Here is a 21,609-nt window from a genome sequence, read left to right as displayed (position 1 = left end):
AACAATAGCCCTTTGGAGGGCTAATAATAAACCACCAGTTGAACTGGTGGTTGCTAACTAGAAAAAAAGAAAGAACATGAACGTGTAAAGGTGAGGGAATGTATCTGAAATAATTTAAGCTGGAAAACACAATTGTATTTTGATAGGACCTGTTTGAAACAGGTTATTTTGTGTACGCTTAAATTAGATACTCAGACGATTCGTTATGTTCCGACACCAGTGCCATGCACGCTGTGTCTGTTTAGGATGCGGGTCTGTTTTGCGTACGCAAAGCGGGCTCGCTTTTTAAATACTCTAGGCAGAATTTTTTATGCGTGAGAAAAAGAAAAACAGGCAGAAGGGAGTTTTTATGGCACAGATCAATGTCAGTAATCTAACTTTTGGGTATGAAGGAAGTTATGATACAATCTTTGAAAATGTATCGTTTTCAATCGACACCAGCTGGAAGCTTGGTTTTGTGGGAAGAAACGGAAAGGGAAAGACAACGTTTCTTCAGTTACTCCTGGGAAAATACGAATACCAGGGAGCGATCACCCGCTCGGTTGTCTTCGATTATTTTCCGTATCCGGTGAAACAAAAAGATCTGGAACGGACAGCAGCGGAGCTGATGGAAGACTGGAAAGCGGGAGTAGAGAGCTGGAGAGTTCTTTGTGAATTGGAAAAACTGGATATGGACGCAGAACTTTTGTACAGACCATTTGGTACGTTAAGCTTTGGGGAGCGGACCAGGGTTATGCTTGCAGTCCTTTTTTCCGGTGAAAATGATTTTCTGCTGATCGATGAACCCACCAACCATTTGGATCAGGACGCCAGAGAGATTATCAAAAAATATCTGGCGTCAAAAAAAGGATTTATTCTGGTATCCCACGACAGGGATCTGCTGGATGCCTGCATCGATCATGTGCTGGTTTTAAACCGGGCCTCGATCGAAGTACAGAGCGGCAATTTTTCCAGCTGGTGGGAAAACAAGGAAAAAGCAGATCATTTTGCCAGAATGGAACATGAAAAACGTGTAAAAGAAATTGGAAAACTAAAGGCAGCCGCCGATTGTTCTTCGCGCTGGGCAGAAAAAAATGAAAATACCAAGATTGGATATGATCCAGCCAAAGAACATGACAGATCGATATCGACACGATCGTATATCGGAGCAAAGACGAAGAAAATGCAGTCGCGCGTCAAAGCGTACGAGGAGAGAATGGACCGGGAGATCGAGAAAAAGGAAGGGCTGTTAAAAGATATCGAAACGGTAAAAGATTTAAAGATTATGCCGCTTTCCCATTACAAAGAACGGCTGATCGAATGCAGGGATTTTTCCTTAAAATACCGGGATGGAAAAGAGAATGTGATCACCGGATTGAATTTTGAACTGAAACAAGGAGACCGTGTTTTTCTGAAAGGAAAAAATGGCTGTGGAAAATCCAGCCTGATCAAGTATATTCTGACGCAGAACCTGCAAAATTCTTCCAATGGCGGAATCGAAAAGCGGAAAATTACGATGTCCGGATGCGAAAATCTTTCCGGCGAAAATATAATGGCAACGGGTACCTGTTCGATTGCCTCAAATCTCGTTATTTCCTATATCAACCAGGATACCTCGCATCTGTCCGGAACGCTGAAAGAATTTGCCAAAAAGCAGGAAATTGATGAGCCAATGCTCCTTTCCATGTTGCGCAGCCTGGATCTGGACAGAGAACAGTTTGTAAAAAACATGGAGGAATTTTCCGAGGGACAGAAGAAAAAAGTATTGATTGCTGCCAGCCTTTTAACACCTGCGCATCTCTATCTGTGGGATGAACCGCTGAATTATATTGATGTATTTTCACGGATGCAGATTGAGAAACTGATTGCGCAGTTCCAGCCAACGATGCTGATCGTGGAGCATGATGCAAGGTTTGCCAGAAAGCTGGCAACGAAAGTGGTAGAGCTTTGACCAGAAGAATAAACGGAAAGGTTATGACTGAAAAAAACGAGACTTCTTATGGAGGTCTCGTTTTGCTATGATTAAAAATAGTAAAAAAAGGAGGAATTCACATTATGACAAAAAGAAAAATAATGCTGATTACGGTTTGCTTTGCTATTTTTGATATATCGCTTCTGCTATCCAGATAGTTTTTTAAAAGCGCTGGAAAAAGGAATATGGATGTTCCGGCAGCGGGATCTGAACAGATAGAGGATTCAAAGGATACAGAAGAAAAAAGAAACACAGAAGAAATGACAGAGCTGGAAGAAACAGAAGGGGCAGCAGCATCAGAAGGGGCAGCAGAACCGGAAAAAGTATATAGTAACGGCTATTCCGGCGGAGGAGAAACGCTGGCGCTGATCCTGGGAAAAAAGCCGGAACTGTTTACTGCAGCGCTCATGTGCAGCTCCAAATGGGATGGAGCATATGAACCGGTGACAGAGGCAAAAACACCGGTCTATTTTGTGATTGGCGAAAGTGATGAATATTATGGATCAGAACCGTTTAAAGAAGCGTATCAGATTTTATATGAGCTGTATGCAGAGCAGGGTTTAGCAAAATCCGAAATAGACAATTTGCTGGTACTGGATATAAAAGAGAAAAATTACTTTGCAGGAACGAAAGTGACTTATCAGCACGGAGGCGGTTATCTGTTCTGTCGGGATGAAAAAAATATGGGATGGCTGTTTGGACATTAAGAGTCATGGAAAAATATATTGCAAAATTCCAAAGAAGTCTATAGTATGATAGTAGAGCGCGTTTGAAAAATCATTTCCGCATTCTGTGCGTTCCATTTTGCGGTATGTTTCACTCTTTTGCCGGCATGATGGCAGCAAAAAGATAAAATAAAAAAGGAGTCGACATGGAAAGAAAAAATCGTGGCATCTTAAAAAACAAGTTATTTTTGTATCTGACAGAATTTTTTTCCGGAATGTCTGTGATGGCGGTAGAACTTGGTGCGAGCAGGCTGCTTGCCCCGTATTTTAGTTCTTCACAGATTGTATGGACGATCATCATCGGAACCATCATGATTGCTATGGCACTGGGAAATATCTATGGAGGCAGAACGGCGGACAAGTCGCCCAATCCGGACAAGCTCTATGGACGTATCATCGTAGCTGCTTTATGGATTGCGTTAATTCCCGTGGTCGGAAAATATATCATTGTTGGCATTTCTGCGGTTCTGATTTTTTCCGTAAATAACAATTTTCTGATCCTGGCTGCGTTTGTGGCCTGTATGGTAATTTTTGTGTTCCCGTTATTTTTACTGGGTACGGTAACTCCGTCGCTGGTCAAATATTCGGTGAGCAATCTGGATGATAACGGAAAAACGGTGGGAACACTGGGAGCATTCAATACGATCGGCAGCATTATTGGTACCTTTGTGCCGACGTTTGTTACGATCCCTGCGGTTGGAACATCGATCACTTTTCTGATCTTTGCGGGAATTTTACTTGCGTTATCCATCGTGTATTTTGTGATGGAAAAAGCAGGGAAAAAGAAAGTGATTGCATCGGTACTTATTTTCGCGTTCTGCTGTGGAACAGGTTATTCCGATTCCTTCGCATTCTGGGAAAACAACCTGACATATGAGGGAGAGTCTGTATACAACTATCTTCAGGTGTACGAAAATGATAAGAGAGTAGCATTGTCTACCAATGTTCTGTTTGGCGTACAGTCTGTCTATATGAAGCAGGATGAACTGACCGGAATGTACTATGATTATGCGATGGCGGCGCCGCTTATGATCAAAGACAAGCCGACAGATCAGATGGATGTGCTGATCCTTGGCATGGGTACGGGAACCTACGCCACACAGTGTAAGAAATATTTTGGGAACATGAACATTGAGGGTGTAGAGATTGATGAAAAGATCACGGATCTCTCGCGGAAATATTTTTCACTTTCCGAGGATATTCCGGTGACTACTTACGATGGAAGAGCGTTTTTAAATGCATCGCAGAAAACGTATGATGTGATTATGGTCGATGCATATCAGGATATCACAATTCCATTCCAGATGTCCTCCAAAGAGTTCTTTGAACTGGTCAAATCACATCTGAAGGACGATGGCGTTATGGTGGTAAACATGAATATGCGTGGAATGAAGGAAGGAAACATCAATCAGTACCTTTCGGATACGATTGGAAGTGTCTTTGATACAGCGGTTACAGTGGATGTGGCAGGATCGTCCAACCGGGAACTCTTTGCGTCGGACGATTCGGACATCGTAAAGAATCTGACGAAACATACGGGGGAACTTACAAACGTAAACCTGAAAAATATGATGCAGGAAGTTACGTCAAATCTTACAGAATATCAGAAAGGAAATTATATCCTCACAGATGACCAGGCGCCGGTGGAGCTGCTTGGCATGCAGGTGATCGATGAGCTGATCAAGGATGAAGTCCAATACTATAAAGATATCTATAAAGAGCAGGGAATCAAAGGACTGATCGAGTCTCTCTGAGCTCTGGAAAAAACATAAATCATGGGAATGAGAAAGAGGAACAGATACACCATCACAGTTTTTTAAAAAAGTTGTACGAAATAACATGGTTATGTTAGCAAATGATATACAGAAAAAATGGTTATAAAGGAGAACTAAAAATATGAAGTTAAAATCTATTTTTGACCAGACAGATTTTGTACATGCAAGCGGTACAAAAGAAGAATTGCAGGTTGCAAACTATTTAAAGGAGCAGTGTGAAGCATTAGGAGTCCCGGCAAAACTGGAAGGTTTCCGCGTTGCGATGGGCGAAATCGAAGAGGCACATTTGTATGCAGACGGGATGGAAATTTCATGCAAAGCTCTCACATGCTGCGGAAGCGGAAGTGTCGAAGGCGAACTCTACTATATGCCGGGAACCGATCCGGTTTCCGTTGCCGGTGCAAAAGATAAAATTGTGCTGATGGATACGCAGGGAATCGGATTTTTTGCGTACCAGGATTTGATGAAAGCAGGCGCGAAAGCGATTCTGTTCCAATATGGAAACAGCTATTACCCACATACAGACATTGATCAGAGAGATCTTCGGGAAGCCGTTGTCGGAGAGGAAAAGAAAGTGCTCTGCGCTATGATTCACTCCGCACAGGCAGTAGAACTTGTGAAAAATAAAGTAAAACAGATCCGTCTGGAAATCCGGCAGAAGGAATACGATGGAGAATCCCATAATGTGATTGCAGAATTGCCGGGAAAAAGAGAAGAATGGATCGTTTTAAGCGCGCATTATGATACGACATCGCTTTCGCATGGTGCATATGACAACATGAGCGGATGCGCAGGGCTTCTTGGAATCATGGAGCAGATGAAAGGGAAAGAGCTGAATTATGGTCTTCGGTTTGTATTCTGCGGAAGCGAAGAAAGAGGACTTTTAGGATCGAAGGCGTATGTCAGAGATCATGAGAAAGAGTTGAGACAGATCGTACTGAACATCAATCTGGACATGATCGGAACGTATATGGGAAAATTTATCGCCTGCGTATCGGCAGAAGAAAAGCTTACCCATTACATCAGCTATATGGCTGCAGAAGTTGGCTTTCCAATCGCAGCAGAAAACGGCGTCTATTCCAGTGATTCCACGCCATTTGCCGATCATGGGGTTCCGGCTGTTTCGTTTGCGCGTATTGCCAACGGAAATGTCGCCCCGATTCACTGCCGCTACGATGTCAAAGATGTGATGTCGATGGAGCAGCTGCAAAAAGATATTGATTTCCTGACAGTATTTACCAGAAGATTCGCAAACGCAGCGGTCTGCCCGGTGGCAAGAGAAATACCGGAAACGATTCGGAAACAATTGGATGAATATTTGTTTCGCAAGAGAAAAGAAGCCTGATATACTTCGATCACGGATATGAGCAGCGAGACGAATTGCAAATAGGAAAAAGAACGACAGTGGCAGGAGAGAGAAACCATGAAAAAAATAGAACTGGTAGAAATCAGGCAGGTAAACGATGCCCTTGCAGAAATGGTTGCGCTGTTTCGAGTAGAACTGCGTTCCTATAAAGGAATTGCATCAAAACCGAACGTGGAAGACGGACGGGAAGAAATGAAGGAATACCTTTTAGCAGGATTTCCAGTGTTTGCCGCTACGGTGCATGGCGAATACGCAGGTTATGTTGTCTGTCGTATTGAGAGCGAGGTGGTGTGGGTGGAATCCATCTTTGTCAGAGAAGAGTACCGCCGGCAGGGAGTCGCTGCCGCACTGCATGGCAAGGCAGAAGAAATTGCAGCTTCTTATGGAAACGATACGGTTTACAACTATGTCCATCCCAATAACCACAGGATGATTGAATTTTTGAGAAAGCGTGGTTACACCGTTCTGAATCTAATTGAGATCCGTAAACCGTATCAGAATGAAAAACTGACGCAGACGATTACGGTTGGGGAACATGAATTTGATTATTGAGGGAGTCATTTTCATCCCACAATTCCAGAAAAGCCCGAAGTTCAGACGGAAGGCGCCCCTTGCGCCAGGCAAGCAGGATTTCGGTTGTAAGGTCTGCATCTGTGATGGTGCAGGCCTTTAATTTATGGGTAAGATTCAGCATGGAGGCCGGCAGAAGAGCGATGCCAAGGCCTTTTTCTGCCATTGTCATTGCCGTGCGGGCGTCCTCGCAGGTGAGATAGATATCGCAGAACAGACCCGCCTGCTCGAAAGCGGAGAGCATGTATTTCCGGTAGCGGTTCGACAGAATCAGCGGCTGCTCGGCAAGTTCCGTAAGCGAAAGGGTTTCACGCCCGGCAAAAAGCGGGTGAGAAGGGAGTGCCATGGCGGTGATGCTCTCTTTTAAAAGGGTCTTCGTCTCGCAGCCATTTAAAACGATTGGCGTGCGGAGCGTGGTGAGATCCACCATGTGATTTTCGAGCTGGTCTTTTAAAGCAAAGGTAGAACCCTCGTGGACATCAAAATGGATGTGCGGGTATTTCCGGGAAAATCGCAGGAGATAGTCGGCGAGCAGCGAAACGGTGGATGGCGTCATGCCGATGTGGAGTGTCGCAGACTGACTGGATTTTACGACTTCGCGCCTGGTGAGATCCGCAAGCATCAGAAGCGTTCCTGCCTGTTCATACAGTGTTTTTCCTGCCTCGGTCAGGGTGATTTTCTTTGTACCGCGGATGAGAAGAGGCACCTGAAGCTCTTCCTCCAGCATTTTGATCTGATAACTTAACGGCGGCTGTGTCATATGCAGCACCCGTGCCGCCCCGCTGATGGTTCCCGCGTCCACGATGGCGCGGAAGTATTCGAGTTGTCGAAGTTCCATAAAAATCCTCCTGAAAAAACTATATAAAAATTATTCAATTTCAATATAAAAACAATAATTTACATATAGAATACGCCATGCTATACTGAAAAGCAAGTGAAAAAGAAGGGAATGAGGGAACAAATGAAACGAATTGATTTCGAACATGGAACCGTAACCGGAAACATCTTCGGGGCAGCGCTCCCGATGCTGGTTGCTCAGATTTTGAGTCTGCTGTACAATATTGTAGACCGCGTCTACATCGCGCGGATCCCGGAGGTAGGAACGGCGGCACTCGGTGCAGTCGGTCTGTGCTTTCCGCTGATCGTTATCATCACAGCATTCAGCAACTTGTTTGGAAGCGGCGGCGCTCCGCTGTTTTCGATTGAGCGTGGAAAGAATGATCAAAAAAAGGCGGAACGTATTATGAATACGTCGTATTCCATGGTATGTGTCTGTGCTGTCATACTGATGGTGATCGGCTTTTTGTTTGCCCGTCCACTGCTATCACTGTTCGGCGCATCGGCAGATGCGATGGTCTACGCGTATCCTTATATGATGATTTATCTGATCGGAACTTTGCCGTCGATGGTGGCAACCGGCATGAACCCGTTCATCAACGCGCAGGGCTACTCGACCGTTGGTATGCTTTCCGTCACGATCGGAGCGGTCGCAAACCTGCTGCTTGACCCGCTGTTTATCTTTGTGTTTGGCTTTGGTGTGCAGGGGGCTGCGATTGCAACTGTGATTTCCCAGACACTTTCCGCAGTGTTCGTTCTGTATTTCCTGACCCGGAAATCGGAACTGAAAGTGCGCTTTGTGCGGAAAAATGAAATTTCTGAGTGTGCAGGCTATGCGAAAAATATTGTCAGCCTCGGTACCGCGGGATTTATCATGCAGCTGACCAACAGCCTTGTCACGATCTGCTGCAACAACGTACTCTCTGTGACCGGCGGTGATATTTACATCTCTGTTATGACGATCGTATCGAGCGTGCGTCAGCTCGTCGAGACACCGATCTATGCAATGAATGAGGGAACTTCTCCGATTTTGAGCTATAATTACGGTGCACGCCGTCCGGCCCGCGTGCGCAAGGCGATGTGTGTCATGAGTGCGATGATCCTCGGCTATACCGCAGTGATGTGGAGCGTGATTGTTCTGGCGCCGCATGCGCTGATCGGTATTTTCAGTTCGGATGCGGTACTGACCGCAGATGCGGTTCCGGCTCTGAAGCAGTACTTTGCAGCATTCATTTTCATGGATCTGCAGTACATTGGACAGACCGTATTCAAATCTCTGAATAAAAAGAAGCAGGCGATCTTTTTCTCCCTGCTCCGAAAAGTCTTCATTGTTGTACCGCTCACCTATCTGATGCCGTACGTACTCCACATGGGAACGGACGGTGTATTCCTTGCCGAACCGGTATCAAACGTAATCGGCGGAAGTCTCTGCTTTATCACCATGCTGATTCTGGTTCTGCCGGAACTGAAGCGAATGGAGCAGCAGAAGTAATGTTTTTGAAAAGTTTCTGAAAAAAGGACAGGAAGATCTTTACCGAAACGGTTTTGGCAGATATCTTCCTGTTTTTTATTGCCATACATACAATATGATGCCTCGGACAATCTGATGCGCATTGGAGTCCCGGCGCTCCGCATTCTGTCGGTGCCTATCTGCTTTCGATTCCAGGTCTGATCTATCAGGCGGCGCTGCAGGGACTTTCCCTTGGAAAAGAAAGTATGTACATATCCATGACACGCCAGGCGATTCTGCCGCTGGTGTTTGCATTTCTTCTCAAAGGATTTGGAAACCTGAATCTGATATGGGGCGCCTTTGTCCTGGCTGAGCTCTGCGGCATCCCGCTTGCAGCAGCTCTCTGGAAACGGAAAGGGGAAAAGCAGATTCAGTTTTAAGTATAGAAAAGAAAAACAAAAAGGCTGTTCTTTGCGAAAGGCAGCCTTTTTTGCATACCATAAGATAAGAATACACAGGGGCTTATGGATGAAAGAGCAGGAAAATCTGACAGGAAAAGGAATTACAGCCGCCGTGCTGGATACAGGGATTTTTCCCCATATGGATTTTGACGGCCGGATTGTAGCCTTCCGGGATCTTGTGTACGGGCGGGAGACGCCTTACGATGACAATGGACACGGAACGCATGTCTGTGGTATCCTTGGCGGAAGTGGAAGAGCGTCCGGCGGAAAATACCAGGGTGCGGCACCGGGATGCCGGTTTGTCGTAGTGAAGATTCTGGACCGAAGGGGAAATGGAAGAAAGCAGGATATCCTCGCGGCGATTGACTGGGTGTGCAAAGAGCGAATAAGACTTAATATCCGCATTTTAAATATTTCAGTGGGAACAACAGAGCAGGAAAAAACGGTGGATGATCTGCTAGTACAGGCGGTGGAGCGCGCCTGGGATGACGGGATCACTGTTGTGACAGCGGCCGGAAATCTGGGGCCCGCTCCGGGCAGTATTACGGCGCCGGGGAGCAGCAGAAAAGTGATCACCGTGGGAGCGGGCGATCTGCTGGAGCCAAGAAGAGGAATCTCCGGATGCGGCCCGACACGGGACTGCGTCTGCAAACCGGATCTTGTCGCGCCTGGAAAACGTCTCATTTCCTGCGCGCCTGGAAGAAGCAGGAAGGAATATGTGGTGAAGAGCGGCACCTCGATGGCGGCACCGCGGGTGTCCGGAGCCGTGGCTTTGGCACTTGAACGGGTTCCGGATCTTACAAATGTCCAGGCGAAAATGCTGCTTTGCGAATCGGCGAGAGACCTTGGCCTTCCGCGCAACCGTCAGGGGCATGGGATGCTTCAAACAGACCGTTTTCTGTCTCTTCTGTGAGACACTGTGCGGCAGCATAAAAAAAGAAAAATGAAGGAAAACACCTCTCATCCTGCAAAAATTGTGTGAATTTATGGGAAAATGCCAAAAAATCAGGCGAATTTTGACTTGACAAGCTATAGGATACTTTATACAATAAACGGGAATAGAAAAAGGAGGCCTACTATGGAAAAAATTCAGATGACCACTCCTCTGGTAGAGATGGATGGAGATGAGATGACCAGAATTCTCTGGAAAATGATCAAAGATGAGCTGCTTCTCCCGTTTATTGACCTGAAAACGGAATATTACGATCTGGGACTGGAACACAGAAACGAGACGAACGATCAGGTAACCGTAGATTCCGCAAACGCTACCAAGAAATACGGTGTAGCAGTCAAATGTGCCACCATTACGCCGAATGCAGCGCGTATGACCGAGTACAATCTGAAAGAAATGTGGAAGAGCCCGAACGGAACGATCCGTGCCATGCTCGACGGAACCGTTTTCCGTACCCCGATTGTCGTAAAAGGCATCGAGCCGTGCGTGCGCAACTGGAAAAAACCGATCACGATTGCCCGTCATGCATACGGAGATGTCTATAAAAATGCAGAAATGCGCATTCCGGGACCGGGAAAAGCAGAGCTGGTTTATACGGCTGAGGACGGCACCGAGACAAGAGAGCTGATCCACAACTTCACCGGCGCCGGTGTCATTCAGGGCATGCACAATCTGGATAACTCCATAGAAAGCTTCGCGAGAAGCTGTTTCGAGTACGCACTGTCCACGAAACAGGATCTGTGGTTTGCAAGCAAGGATACGATTTCCAAGAAGTATGATCACCGCTTCAAGGATATCTTCCAGGAGATCTTCGATGCAGAGTACAAAGAGAAATTTGCAGAAGCAGGCATTACCTACTTCTACACTCTGATCGATGACGCCGTTGCCCGCATCATGAAAGCAGAGGGCGGCTTTATCTGGGCCTGCAAGAACTACGACGGCGATGTCATGAGCGACATGGTATCCTCCGCCTTCGGTTCCCTTGCGATGATGACTTCTGTTCTCGTATCCCCGCACGGATATTACGAGTACGAGGCTGCGCACGGAACCGTACAGCGCCACTATTACCGTCACTTAAAAGGTGAGGAGACATCCACCAACTCCGTGGCCACCATTTTTGCATGGACCGGCGCACTCAGAAAACGCGGGGAAATGGATGGAAACGCAGAACTTTCCGCATTTGCAGACCGTCTGGAAAAAGCAACGATCGCAACGATCGAGAGCGGAAAAATGACAAAAGACCTTGCGCTGATCACCACCATGGAAAATCCGACCGTATTAAACAGCCGTGATTTCATCCTGGCCATCCGCGAGGAGCTGGAGAAATAATTAAACGAAGCAAAAAAGAAAGCCGATCCGGCATTCCCGCAAAAAGGGATGCGCCGGACCGGCTTTTTCTGTTTTGAATTTTCCGGGGAAAACCAGGCCTATTCGGCAAGCTCTTCCCATTTTTCATACAGCTCTTCGAGTTCCGCGGCAATCTCTGCTTTCTCTTTGCTTAATTTCACACACTCTGCCACATTCGTTGCGACTTCCGGTTTCGACATTTCCTCATCAATTTCCGAATCGCGTGTCTCAAGCTCTTCAATTCGTTTCTCCGTCTTTTTCAGCTCGTTTTCTTTCTTGCGGAGACGTGCCTGTTCTTCTTTCTGCGCTTTCCAGTCCAGCTTTGTGGAGGAGGCTTCGGAAGGAGCCGCTGTTTCTTCCGGAGCGGCGGCATCGGCAGCAGGAGCATAGATGCGGGTCAGCTCTTCTTTTTTCTCCAGATAGTAATCGTAATTTCCGATATAGTTGACGAGTGTTTGTCCCGTCAGCTCCAGAATCCGGGTTGCAGTCTGATTGATAAAGTAACGGTCGTGGGAAACGTACAGTACCGTTCCAGTGTAATCCTTCAGCGCGTTTTCCAGAATCTCCTTTGATACGATATCGAGGTGGTTGGTCGGCTCGTCGAGGATCAGGAAGTTGGCGTTCGAGAGCATCAGCTTGGCAAGGGAAATTCGTCCGCGCTCACCGCCGCTCAAGGTATGAATCGGTTGGAAGACATCGTCGTTTGTAAACAGGAAGGCGGCCAGCACATTTCGGATTTCGGTGTTTGTCAGATACGGATACGCGTCGGAAATCTCCTGGAAAATGGTCTTTTCCATGTGGAGCACCTGATGCTCCTGATCGTAGTAACCGATCTGTACACGGCTTCCAAGTGTAAAAGAGCCGGCATCCGGGCGGATGACTTCGTTTAAGATCTTTAAGATCGTCGTTTTTCCCGTTCCGTTGTTTCCGATGATTGCGACGCGCTCCCCGCGCTTGATTTCGAAATTCAGATCCTGGAAAAGCGTCTGTCCCGGGAAGGCTTTGGAGAGGTGCTCGACGGTCAGCACATCGTTTCCGCTTGTGATGCGCGGTTCCAGACGGATCCGCATATCGGAGCGTACTTCGGTCGGCTTTTCCAGCACATCCATTTTGTCCAGCATTTTTTCACGGCTCTCGGCGCGTTTGATGGATTTCTCGCGGTTGAAAGATTTCAGCTTTGCAATGACTTCTTCCTGATGGTGGATTTCCTGCTGCTGGTTGACCCAGGCATGGTAAGCGGCTTCACGGAGCATTGCTTTTTTTTGACTGTAGGCGGTATAGTTTCCCTCAAAAGTTGTTACTTTTTTATTGTCCACTTCAACGACTTTTGTGACAACGCGGTCGAGAAAGTAACGGTCATGGGAGACGATCAGGACGGCTCCGCTGTAATTTAAAAGATACGTTTCGAGCCAGGAGATCGAGTCCATATCGAGGTGGTTGGTCGGCTCGTCGAGCAGAATGATGTCCGGTTTGGTGAGCAGCAGTTTACCAAGTGCCACGCGGGTCTTCTGACCGCCGGAGAGGGAGTCCACCTGTTTTTCAAAATCGCTCTCGGAAAAGCCAAGACCTTTTAAAACACCGACGACTTCACTGCGGTACGCGTATCCGTTTTCCAGTTCAAAGGTATGGGAGAGGCGGGTGTAGGTGGAAAGAAGTTCATCCAGCTCTGCACCGGATTTTGTATTCATATCACTTTCCATCTGACGGAGGCGTTCCTCCATATCGATCAGATTCTGTTTCGCGGTCAGCACTTCCTGGTAAATGGAAAGGTGTCCGGTCAGATCCTGATGCTGGGCGAGATAGCCCATCGTCTTTCCTTTGGAGAGGATGACCTCTCCCTCATCGGCCCTCATTTCGCCGATGATGATTTTTAACAGCGTCGATTTTCCGGCACCGTTGATGCCGACCAGTGCGGTTTTTTCGCGTTCTTCTATATGAAAAGATGCATTTTTGATAATTTCCGTTGTCCCGAATGCTTTCGAGATATTCTGACATGCAAGAATCATGTGGTTCCTCCAGATAACATATTTCTGTATTTTGACATAATACACCATCCTTATTATAGAGAGTAATACACAAAATTTCAAGAAATCTTTGACAATTTTCTATCAACCATATATAATATGAATATATGCAGGTGTAAATAAGGAGGAATTTATCTTGGAAGAAAAAGGAATTTCGCGGGCAGTTATCAAAAGACTTCCTAGATATTATCGTTACCTGGGCGAATTGCTGGAGGACGGAGTAGAACGGATCTCTTCCGGTGAGCTGAGCGAGCGGATGAAAGTGACAGCTTCCCAGATTCGCCAGGATTTAAATAATTTCGGCGGCTTCGGCCAGCAGGGGTATGGTTATAACGTGCGGTATCTGTACAGCGAGATTGGAAAAATTTTAGGTCTGGACAGAGTCCACAATATGATTTTTGTCGGAGCCGGAAATCTGGGACAGGCGCTTGCTAATTATGCGGCCTTTGAAAGAAGCGGATTCAAAACGGTCGGTATTTTTGACGTCAACCCGGTATTAAAAGGAATCTCCGTGCGCGGAATTGAAATCCGCATGGCGGACGAGCTTCCGGAATTTATCAAGGAACACCATGTAGAGATTGCGGCTTTGACACTGCCAAAAGCAAAAGCGGTAGAGATGGCAGAGATTCTCGTGGACAACGGTGTAAAAGCAATCTGGAATTTTGCACATACCGATCTAAACTTAAAACTTCCGAAAGATGTGATCGTCGAGAACGTCCATCTTTCCGAAAGTCTGATGCGTCTCTCCTACAATCTGACCAGATATGAGGCGGAGCATCCAAAGAACAATTAAGAAACCAAAACAAAAGCAGGAGAGTCTTCGGGAAACCGGAGACTTTTTCTGTTCACTTTCCGGATAAGGCAGGAAAAGGAGGAAAAGCGATGAAACGGATTCTTACAGCAGCACAGATGAAGCAGGCAGACCGCAATACGATCGAAACCATGGGGGTACCGTCCCTGGTACTGATGGAGCGCGCAGCGCTGTCCTGCGTGGAGGAGCTTCAAAATGGAACATGGGATACAGGAAAAGTCCTTGCTGTGTGCGGTCCCGGAAATAATGGAGGGGACGGTGCGGCAATTGCACGGATTTTAAAGACGAAAGGGGTGGATGCGGAACTGTTCTGTCTTGGAAATCCGGAAAAATACAGTGAAGGCATGAGAGCACAGAAGAAAATTGCGGAAAATTATGGGGTCCGTGAGGTTAAGAATCCGGATTTCCGGGAATATACTGTTATCATAGATGCCATCTTTGGAATTGGCGTATCCCGTCCGCTGGCAGGGGAGTACCGGAGGGCAGTGGAAGCAATCTGCGCAAGCGGTGTTCCTGTTCTTGCCGTGGACATCCCTTCGGGGATCCACACGGATACCGGAGAGGTCCTTGATGCGGCGGTGAAAGCCAGAGCCACGGTGACATTTGCCTGTGCAAAGCCAGGGCTTCTCTTTGATCCCGGAAAACGATATGCCGGAGAGGTCCTGGTCCGTGATATCGGAATCGGCTTTGATGCAGGAGAAGAGGAGACGCCCTGGTACGGTTCAGTGGAAAAAGAAGATCTGGACCGGTTTCTTACCCGCACGCCGATGGGAAATAAGGGAACCTTCGGAAAGGTGCTGGTACTTGCCGGTTCCGGTGCCATGTGCGGAGCCGCTGTTTTGTGTGCCAGGGCAGTCCTTGCATCCGGTGCCGGCATGGTAAAGGTTGTGACAGAGGAAAGAAACCGTACGCCGCTTTTCTGTGCCCTGCCGGAAGCAATGGCGGATTTCTGGAAGGAGGATGAGCCGCTTCCGGAAGAAGCCCTGCTGCAGGATCTCGCCTGGGCGGACGCTGTTGTTGCGGGACCGGGACTTTCCAAAAGCCGGACGGCAAAAGAACTGCTCGTTTTTACGGTGCAGCACACAGAAGTTCCTCTTGTTCTGGATGCAGATGCGCTGAACCTGATTGCAGAAGATGCAGAGATTCTTTCGGGCTGCCGGGCAGAAAAAATTTTAACGCCTCATGTAGGAGAGCTTGCACGGCTGCTGCACATGACCATTGCAGAATGCCAGCGTGACCCGGCAGGAAGCGCCGGAAGGGCAGCCGAAAAATACCAGGCCTGCTGTGTACGAAAGGATTCCGTAACCGTGACAGCAGAGGAAGGGCGTGAGCAGTATTACATAAACACAAGCGGAAGCAGTGCGCTTGCGACGGCGGGAAGCGGCGATGTGCTCGCGGGAATCACAGGCGCCTTTGCAGCAAAACGTCAGTGTGAAAAAAACGAGAAAAAAATCAGCCTTGCCAAAACAGCGGCACTGGCGGCATATGCGCATGGAAAGGCGGGAGAGGCTGCGGAAGAAAAAAGCAGTGCTTCCTATGTAACAGCATCCGAGATTATCAGAGGATTGCAGTCAATCTGAGCAAAGCAGATCAGAATCACGGGTTCCCAAAAGGACTCCGGGCGGACTTTTTTGAAGCGCCGGATGAAATTTGTGAATACCTCCGGAAAAACAGGCAATATTAAATACATGGAAACGATTTTAAAAGGCGTAAAACGCCGGATCGTTATCGTATGGGAAAGCAAAACGGAAAGAATCGGAGAGTGAGCACAAGTGGTAATCAAGCGTGGCGATGTATATTATGCCGACCTGCGGCCCGTTGTGGGAAGTGAGCAGGGCGGTGTCCGTCCGGTGCTGATCATTCAGAATGACATCGGCAACCGGCACAGTCCGACGGTGATCTGTGCGGCGATTACATCGAGGATGAATAAGGCGAAGCTGCCGACGCACATTGAGATCGAAGCGTCCGCCTATGGGATTGTACGGGATTCTGTTATTTTACTGGAACAGCTTCGGACGATCGATAAGAGAAGGCTGAAAGATAAAATCTGTCATCTGACGCCGGAACAGCTGGCCCTTGTGAACGAAGCACTGAAAATCAGCCTAGATCTGCCTACATAAGGGGTATTTTTGGCGCGGTTCACGGTTGACGAATGAGAAAGATCGTGCTATATTCTATATTATATGGGCTTCTGCCGTTTTTCGGGGAAACCTTTTTACAGAAAAGTAATACTTTAAATAAAGGAGACAAAAGAGGTATGTCAGGACATTCAAAATTTGCCAATATTAAGCATAAGAAAGAAAAAAACGACGCAAAAAAAGGTAAAATCTTTACCATCATCGGCCGTGAGATCGTAATCGCTGTCAAAGAGGGCGGACCGGATCCGGCAAACAACAGCAAGCTGCGTGACGTTATCGCAAAAGCAAAAGCAAACAACATGCCGAACGATACCATCGACCGCGGTATTAAAAAAGCTGCCGGAGATGCAAACGCAGACAACTACGAGCGTATCACCTACGAAGGTTATGGCCCGAATGGTATCGCGATCATCGTAGAGACTCTGACCGACAACAAGAACCGTACCGCAGCAAACGTAAGAAGCGCTTTCACCAAAGGAAACGGAAGCGTTGGAACACCGGGATGCGTATCCTACATGTTCGACAAAAAAGGCCAGATCATCATCGACAAAGAAGAGTGCGAAATGGATGCTGACGATCTGATGATGCTTGCTCTGGATGCAGGCGCAGAAGACTTCGCAGACGAAGAGGACAGCTACGAAATCATCACCGATCCGGATGACTTCTCCGCAGTACGTGAGGCTCTGGAGAAAGACGGTATCGCCATGGCAGAGGCAGACGTTACCATGATCCCACAGACCTACGTAGAGCTGACCGATCCGCAGGCATTAAAAGACCTGAACCGTACCCTGGATCTGCTGGATGACGACGACGACGTACAGTACGTATATACCAACCTGGACGAGTAATTTCACTGGAAATTACATAGAATCATAAGAATCTGCGCATACTGATGAAGCTATTTTGGAATAGCAGAAAAGAGGAAATCCGTATGGCAGAATCACAGAAAAACCAGACAGAAAAAGAAAATATTGTAGAACTGAAGACCAACATTTATCTGCTGTCCATCATCGGCGAGGTGGAGGGGCATGAATCACTCGGCGAGCGCACGAAAGCGACGCGCTATGAGCACATTCTCCCTGCTCTTGCCCGTGCCGAGGAGGACAAAAGTATTGATGGTCTTCTGATTCTCCTGAATACCGTAGGCGGAGATGTGGAGGCCGGTCTTGCAATTGCAGAGATGATTGCGTCCATGCGAAAGCCTGCGGTATCGCTCGTTTTAGGGGGTGGTCATTCGATCGGTGTCCCGCTCGCCGTTGCAGCAGACTATTCGCTGATCGTGCCGAGTGCCACCATGGTCATTCACCCGGTGCGTACAAACGGCATGTTCATCGGTGTTGCACAGACGTACCGTAATATGGAAAAGACGCAGGATCGGATCACAGGTTTTGTATCGGCCCATTCTAAAATCACCAAGGAACGGCTCGAGGAGCTGATGCTCGATACGAAAATGCTGGTCAAGGATGTCGGAACAATGCTGGACGGCCCGCAGGCAGTGGAAGAAGGCCTGATCGACGAGGTCGGCGGCATTGCCCGCGCGCTCGAAAAGCTGAATGAGCTGATGAAAAAGGCAGCAGGGACAGAAAATTGACTTCACGGCGCGGCTTGTGTTTCAGGGGATTTTGTGTTAGAATGAGTTCGCTGTGAAAATTCGAACGGAAGTTTTGGCCGGACTTTCACAAAAGAGAAAAATAAGGGAACAGGATAAAAAAATGACAGTAATAGAAGCTTTATTTCTGGGCCTGATCCAGGGAATCACGGAATTCCTGCCGATCAGCAGCTCCGCACATCTGATTATCTTCCGTCACTTTATGAAGATCGAAGATACGCAGACGGTGTTTTTCAATGTGCTTTTGCACTTTGGCTCCATGATTGCAATTCTGCTCACATTTTCGAAGGAATGGAAACGTCTCTTCCTCGCGCTGTGCGGAATCATAATCGATCTGTTTCATAATTTAAAGGAACACTTTTCCAGTCAGCATCAGGAGAGAAAGCAGTACCGGAAGGTACTCGGCAGCAACTACCGTATGCTTGCTTTCCTGCTGATTCTGACCACCATCCCGACTGCTGTAATCGGCGGCATGATTCAGAGCCTTGTCACACTGACCTCCTCGAATCTGCTGGCACCTGGCGTTGGTCTGTATCTGACGGCGATTCTGCTTGTGGTGGCAGATATGCTTCCGGAGGGAGAAAAAACGCAGAAAAATTTGAAGCCGAAAGATGCACTGATTGCCGGATTCTTCCAAGGCTTTTCCACGATTCCGGGTCTTTCCCGTCTTGGTTCGACTATTTCTGCGTGTGTGATCGGCGGCATGACCCGTTCGTACGCTGTGAAATACTCTCTGATTGTGAGTGTTCCGGCGATTATCGGGGCAACGATCGTTGAAATTGCGACCATGGGAAAAAATAAAATTGTTTTTCATCCGGTATATCTGGTCGGCGTTTTCATGGCGGCACTTGCCGGTTACTTTACGATCCGCATTCTGATGCGTGTGGTGAAAAAACGGAAACTGAAATATTTTGCTTTGTACTGTCTTCTTGTCGGGACATTCTCCATTGCAGGATATTTTCTGCTGTAATACGAGAAAGGGGAGAAGTTCTGCATGGCAAATACAACAAAGGGAAGCGGGAAGACAAAGAAAAAAACTTCTGCTTCCGGAACAGCAAAAAAGAAACAGACCCAAACAACGGCCAGAAAAACAACGGCGAAAAAGAGCAGTACCGCAAAACGTACCTCCGGCACAAGGAAAAACACAGTCCGTGAGCCGATGGACGAGGGAGTGCGCGCAGAAATTATTCTGCTTTCCGTGCTTGCTGTTTCGATTCTGCTGATGCTCAGTAATTTCGGTATGGGCGGCGTGATCGGACAGGCTGTCTGCGACTTCTTTTTCGGCCTTTTCGGCGTGACAGAGTGGGCAGCACCGGTTCTGATCTTCTTTGGAACAGCATTTTACATAGCAAACAGACAGAACTTTTTAATTGTGCGGAAAACCGGGGGAGCGATCAGCTGCTTCGTCTTTTTCTGCGCTTTTATGCAGCTTCTGGCGTCCGGCTATACGAGAGATACGACATTTCTGGATTACTATTTTGACAGCGCCTACGATCATCTCGGCGGAGGAATCTTAGGAGGGTCTGTCGTGAAAATTCTCGGCATGGGATTCGGCCAGATCGGTGCGTGGGTGATTATTGTGATCGCCATCGTGATTTCCGTGATCGTGATGACGCAGAAGCCGATTCTCGCGCCGATCCATGAAAAGACGAATGACCACCGCCGGATGGCGGAGGAGCGCCGCCAGGAGCGTCTGGCGCGCCAAGCTGCGATGGAGGAAGAGGAAGGAAAAGAGCTGATTCTTGAGCCAGTGGAGGAACCGAAAAAAGCCGGGAAGAAAAAGAAATCCCGCCTTCTTTCTCATGTGGAATCGAAGGCTGATTTAAACGAAAACGACGATACCCATCAGATGGAGACGCCGGAGCTTTCGATTCACCGTGGTTCTGTGCCGGCTGAAGAGCCGGAAAAGACAGGACCGGAGATGACACGGCAAGCTGCAGAAGAGGCGAAAAAAGAGAAAACGTCTGCGGATCATACGAGAAATCCGCGGTCTTCCTGTGAAGAGATCGAGGCGGATATAGACGGCATTCGTCAGGAAATCGGGAAAAAAGCAGAGGAAAAGCGGCCGGAGTACAAAACACCGCCGATGAATCTTCTGAAAAAAGGGATGCGCGGTGCCATGGGCGATTCCGATGCGCATTTGCGGGAAGTAGCGCGGAAACTGGAGGAGACGCTGGACAGCTTCGGTGTCAAAGTTACAGTCAATAACGTAAGCTGCGGACCGACCGTCACACGGTATGAGCTGATGCCGGAACAGGGCGTGAAAGTAAGCCGGATTGTCGGATTGACCGACGATATCAAGCTGAGTCTTGCAGCAGCAGATGTCCGCATTGAGGCACCGATCCCGGGAAAATCCGCAGTCGGAATCGAGGTTCCAAATAAGACGAACACGGCCGTGATGCTGCGTGATCTTCTTGAAACACCGGAGTTTAAGAACTTTTCTTCGAATCTGGCCTTTGCTGTCGGAAAAGACATCGCCGGTCAGCCGGTCATCGCAGATATCGCGAAAATGCCTCATCTTCTGATCGCCGGTGCGACCGGTTCCGGTAAATCGGTCTGCATCAACACACTGATTATGAGTATTATTTATAAGGCAAAACCGGAAGACGTCAAACTGATCATGATCGACCCGAAGGTCGTTGAGCTTTCTGTTTATAACGGCATTCCGCACCTTTTTGTTCCTGTTGTCACAGACCCGAAAAAGGCTTCCGGAGCTCTGAACTGGGCGGTTGCGGAGATGACAGACCGTTATAACAAATTTGCGGAATTCAACGTGCGCGATATGAAAGGCTACAATGCAAAAGTTGCCGAGCTGCCGCCGGATGAAAACGGCAAAAAACCGGAAAAACTGCCGCAGATCGTCATTATCGTGGATGAGCTTGCCGACCTGATGATGGTTGCGCCGGGAGAAGTGGAGGATGCGATCTGCCGTCTGGCACAGCTTGCCCGTGCGGCCGGCATCCATCTGATTATTGCAACACAGAGACCTTCCGTCAATGTCATCACTGGTCTTATCAAGGCAAATATGCCGTCCCGTATTGCATTCTCGGTTTCTTCCAGCGTAGATTCCCGTACGATCCTCGACATGGGAGGTGCGGAAAAACTGCTTGGAAAAGGCGATATGCTCTACAAGCCGCAGGATTACCAGAAACCGGCCCGTCTGCAGGGATCCTTTGTTTCGGATAAAGAGGTCAGCGATGTCGTTGCCTACTTAAAAGATCACTACGGCGAGAACGCTTATGATCCGGATATCGAAAAACGGATTCACACCGTAAGCCTGGATGGCGGTTCTGCCGCAGGCGGCGGAGATAACCGCGATAATTACTTCGTGGAAGCCGGAAAATTTATCATCGAAAAAGATAAGGCATCGATCGGCATGCTCCAGAGAGTGCTGAAAATCGGTTTCAACCGCGCGGCCAGAATCATGGACCAGCTCGCGGATGCCGGTGTCGTAGGACCGGAGGAAGGAACCAAGCCGAGAAAAGTTCTGATGTCCATGGAACAGTTCGAAAATTATCTGGAGGAACACGGATGATGGGAAAAGATGTTGTCCGTTGTTTACAAATAACCGGAAACGTGATAAAGTATTAACA

20 protein-coding genes are annotated in these 21,609 nt (G+C 47.9%); 17 read left to right on the top strand and 3 right to left on the bottom strand.

The features are described from left to right. Window positions 1-349: 349 nt before the first annotated feature. A complete protein-coding gene (locus DWX32_RS09465; protein ID WP_118596003.1) occupies window positions 350-1,930 on the top strand; it encodes an ATP-binding cassette domain-containing protein in 1,581 nt (526 codons plus the stop codon). A gap of 206 nt (window positions 1,931-2,136) precedes the next feature. Beyond that, window positions 2,137-2,658: a hypothetical protein gene (locus DWX32_RS09460; RefSeq protein ID WP_243037577.1), complete on the top strand. Its 522-nt coding sequence runs from the start codon at window positions 2,137-2,139 to the stop codon at window positions 2,656-2,658. Window positions 2,659-2,696: 38 nt separating this feature from the next. Here the strand turns inward: DWX32_RS09460 and DWX32_RS20870 are convergent, their stop codons facing one another. After that, entirely contained in the window at window positions 2,697-2,771 is a 75-nt protein-coding gene (locus DWX32_RS20870; protein ID WP_373141018.1) for a DUF6783 domain-containing protein, read from the bottom strand. Window positions 2,772-2,822: 51 nt separating this feature from the next. Here DWX32_RS20870 and DWX32_RS09455 point away from each other — a divergent pair, with 51 nt between their 5' ends. The 3 genes from DWX32_RS09455 (at window position 2,823) to DWX32_RS09445 (ending at window position 6,369) form a co-directional block, all read left to right on the top strand. Then, the gene (locus DWX32_RS09455; protein WP_117804095.1) at window positions 2,823-4,430 is read left to right on the top strand and encodes a spermidine synthase; all 1,608 of its coding nucleotides are present in this window, start codon (window positions 2,823-2,825) and stop codon (window positions 4,428-4,430) included. A gap of 142 nt (window positions 4,431-4,572) precedes the next feature. Next, window positions 4,573-5,796, top strand: coding sequence for a M28 family metallopeptidase (locus DWX32_RS09450; RefSeq protein WP_118596002.1), 1,224 nt, complete (start codon window positions 4,573-4,575; stop codon window positions 5,794-5,796). Between the two features lie 78 nt (window positions 5,797-5,874). Next, window positions 5,875-6,369 carry a GNAT family N-acetyltransferase gene (locus DWX32_RS09445; RefSeq protein WP_055227881.1) on the top strand — a complete coding sequence of 165 codons (495 nt, stop codon included), beginning with the start codon at window positions 5,875-5,877 and terminating at the stop codon, window positions 6,367-6,369. Here the strand turns inward: DWX32_RS09445 and DWX32_RS09440 are convergent. After that, on the bottom strand, window positions 6,338-7,225 hold the full coding sequence (locus DWX32_RS09440) for a LysR family transcriptional regulator (protein ID WP_117508979.1): 888 nt from the start codon (window positions 7,223-7,225) through the stop codon (window positions 6,338-6,340). The two genes, DWX32_RS09445 and DWX32_RS09440, sit on opposite strands and share 32 nt — an antisense overlap. A gap of 123 nt (window positions 7,226-7,348) precedes the next feature. Here DWX32_RS09440 and DWX32_RS09435 point away from each other — a divergent pair, with 123 nt between their 5' ends. The 4 genes from DWX32_RS09435 to DWX32_RS09425 all read left to right on the top strand — a co-directional run bounded on the left by DWX32_RS09435 (window position 7,349) and on the right by DWX32_RS09425 (window position 11,416). Then, the gene (locus tag DWX32_RS09435; RefSeq protein ID WP_118596001.1) at window positions 7,349-8,716 is read left to right on the top strand and encodes an MATE family efflux transporter; all 1,368 of its coding nucleotides are present in this window, start codon (window positions 7,349-7,351) and stop codon (window positions 8,714-8,716) included. Window positions 8,717-8,940: 224 nt separating this feature from the next. Then, the gene (locus DWX32_RS19585) at window positions 8,941-9,114 is read left to right on the top strand and encodes a hypothetical protein (protein ID WP_158578914.1); all 174 of its coding nucleotides are present in this window, start codon (window positions 8,941-8,943) and stop codon (window positions 9,112-9,114) included. An 88-nt stretch (window positions 9,115-9,202) separates the two neighbouring features. Continuing rightward, on the top strand, window positions 9,203-10,048 hold the full coding sequence (locus DWX32_RS09430) for a S8 family peptidase (RefSeq protein WP_055227885.1): 846 nt from the start codon (window positions 9,203-9,205) through the stop codon (window positions 10,046-10,048). A gap of 165 nt (window positions 10,049-10,213) precedes the next feature. Then, entirely contained in the window at window positions 10,214-11,416 is a 1,203-nt protein-coding gene (locus tag DWX32_RS09425; protein ID WP_055217983.1) for an NADP-dependent isocitrate dehydrogenase, read from the top strand. Between the two features lie 98 nt (window positions 11,417-11,514). On the opposite strand, the gene DWX32_RS09420 is transcribed toward DWX32_RS09425, so the two are convergent. Next, entirely contained in the window at window positions 11,515-13,440 is a 1,926-nt protein-coding gene (locus DWX32_RS09420) for an ABC-F family ATP-binding cassette domain-containing protein (RefSeq protein ID WP_117812762.1), read from the bottom strand. Between the two features lie 154 nt (window positions 13,441-13,594). Between DWX32_RS09420 and DWX32_RS09415 the strand changes: the two genes are divergently transcribed. From DWX32_RS09415 to DWX32_RS09385, 8 genes are all read left to right on the top strand, one after another. Continuing rightward, entirely contained in the window at window positions 13,595-14,251 is a 657-nt protein-coding gene (locus DWX32_RS09415) for a redox-sensing transcriptional repressor Rex (protein WP_022462574.1), read from the top strand. A gap of 89 nt (window positions 14,252-14,340) precedes the next feature. Next, window positions 14,341-15,849, top strand: a complete 1,509-nt coding sequence (locus tag DWX32_RS09410; protein ID WP_022462573.1) for a bifunctional ADP-dependent NAD(P)H-hydrate dehydratase/NAD(P)H-hydrate epimerase — start codon at window positions 14,341-14,343, stop codon at window positions 15,847-15,849. Between the two features lie 63 nt (window positions 15,850-15,912). Next, window positions 15,913-16,035 (top strand): hypothetical protein, encoded by a 123-nt coding sequence (locus tag DWX32_RS20455; protein ID WP_256372849.1) that lies wholly within the window; start codon window positions 15,913-15,915, stop codon window positions 16,033-16,035. A gap of 6 nt (window positions 16,036-16,041) precedes the next feature. Then, window positions 16,042-16,389 (top strand): type II toxin-antitoxin system PemK/MazF family toxin, encoded by a 348-nt coding sequence (locus DWX32_RS09405; protein ID WP_022462572.1) that lies wholly within the window; start codon window positions 16,042-16,044, stop codon window positions 16,387-16,389. A 137-nt stretch (window positions 16,390-16,526) separates the two neighbouring features. Next, window positions 16,527-17,255 carry a YebC/PmpR family DNA-binding transcriptional regulator gene (locus DWX32_RS09400; RefSeq protein ID WP_022462571.1) on the top strand — a complete coding sequence of 243 codons (729 nt, stop codon included), beginning with the start codon at window positions 16,527-16,529 and terminating at the stop codon, window positions 17,253-17,255. A gap of 83 nt (window positions 17,256-17,338) precedes the next feature. Further along, a complete protein-coding gene (locus tag DWX32_RS09395; protein WP_022462570.1) occupies window positions 17,339-17,998 on the top strand; it encodes a ClpP family protease in 660 nt (219 codons plus the stop codon). Window positions 17,999-18,119: 121 nt separating this feature from the next. After that, window positions 18,120-18,986, top strand: a complete 867-nt coding sequence (locus DWX32_RS09390; RefSeq protein ID WP_022462569.1) for an undecaprenyl-diphosphate phosphatase — start codon at window positions 18,120-18,122, stop codon at window positions 18,984-18,986. A gap of 24 nt (window positions 18,987-19,010) precedes the next feature. Next, entirely contained in the window at window positions 19,011-21,551 is a 2,541-nt protein-coding gene (locus tag DWX32_RS09385; RefSeq protein WP_118659747.1) for an FtsK/SpoIIIE family DNA translocase, read from the top strand. Window positions 21,552-21,609 lie beyond the last annotated feature (58 nt).

Origin of the sequence: Blautia sp. AF19-13LB, from assembly GCF_003479105.1 — a bacterium.
Taxonomy (GTDB): domain Bacteria; phylum Bacillota; class Clostridia; order Lachnospirales; family Lachnospiraceae; genus Fusicatenibacter; species Fusicatenibacter saccharivorans.
The sequence above is the reverse complement of the archived record's forward strand: the minus strand, read 5'-3'. Positions and strand labels throughout refer to the sequence as shown.

Excerpts from the sequence above, each read along its gene's own strand:
- DWX32_RS09465 (WP_118596003.1), top strand. The coding sequence starts at position 350 with ATGGCACAGATCAATGTCAGTAATCTAACTTTTGGGTATGAAGGAAGT.
- DWX32_RS09460 (WP_243037577.1), top strand. The coding sequence starts at position 2,137 with ATGGATGTTCCGGCAGCGGGATCTGAACAGATAGAGGATTCAAAGGAT.
- DWX32_RS09455 (WP_117804095.1), top strand. The coding sequence starts at position 2,823 with ATGGAAAGAAAAAATCGTGGCATCTTAAAAAACAAGTTATTTTTGTAT.
- DWX32_RS09450 (WP_118596002.1), top strand. The coding sequence starts at position 4,573 with ATGAAGTTAAAATCTATTTTTGACCAGACAGATTTTGTACATGCAAGC.
- DWX32_RS09445 (WP_055227881.1), top strand. The coding sequence starts at position 5,875 with ATGAAAAAAATAGAACTGGTAGAAATCAGGCAGGTAAACGATGCCCTT.
- DWX32_RS09440 (WP_117508979.1), bottom strand. The coding sequence starts at position 7,225 with ATGGAACTTCGACAACTCGAATACTTCCGCGCCATCGTGGACGCGGGA.
- DWX32_RS09435 (WP_118596001.1), top strand. The coding sequence starts at position 7,349 with ATGAAACGAATTGATTTCGAACATGGAACCGTAACCGGAAACATCTTC.
- DWX32_RS19585 (WP_158578914.1), top strand. The coding sequence starts at position 8,941 with ATGTACATATCCATGACACGCCAGGCGATTCTGCCGCTGGTGTTTGCA.
- DWX32_RS09430 (WP_055227885.1), top strand. The coding sequence starts at position 9,203 with ATGAAAGAGCAGGAAAATCTGACAGGAAAAGGAATTACAGCCGCCGTG.
- DWX32_RS09425 (WP_055217983.1), top strand. The coding sequence starts at position 10,214 with ATGGAAAAAATTCAGATGACCACTCCTCTGGTAGAGATGGATGGAGAT.
- DWX32_RS09420 (WP_117812762.1), bottom strand. The coding sequence starts at position 13,440 with ATGATTCTTGCATGTCAGAATATCTCGAAAGCATTCGGGACAACGGAA.
- DWX32_RS09410 (WP_022462573.1), top strand. The coding sequence starts at position 14,341 with ATGAAACGGATTCTTACAGCAGCACAGATGAAGCAGGCAGACCGCAAT.
- DWX32_RS20455 (WP_256372849.1), top strand. The coding sequence starts at position 15,913 with ATGAAATTTGTGAATACCTCCGGAAAAACAGGCAATATTAAATACATG.
- DWX32_RS09400 (WP_022462571.1), top strand. The coding sequence starts at position 16,527 with ATGTCAGGACATTCAAAATTTGCCAATATTAAGCATAAGAAAGAAAAA.
- DWX32_RS09395 (WP_022462570.1), top strand. The coding sequence starts at position 17,339 with ATGGCAGAATCACAGAAAAACCAGACAGAAAAAGAAAATATTGTAGAA.
- DWX32_RS09390 (WP_022462569.1), top strand. The coding sequence starts at position 18,120 with ATGACAGTAATAGAAGCTTTATTTCTGGGCCTGATCCAGGGAATCACG.
- DWX32_RS09385 (WP_118659747.1), top strand. The coding sequence starts at position 19,011 with ATGGCAAATACAACAAAGGGAAGCGGGAAGACAAAGAAAAAAACTTCT.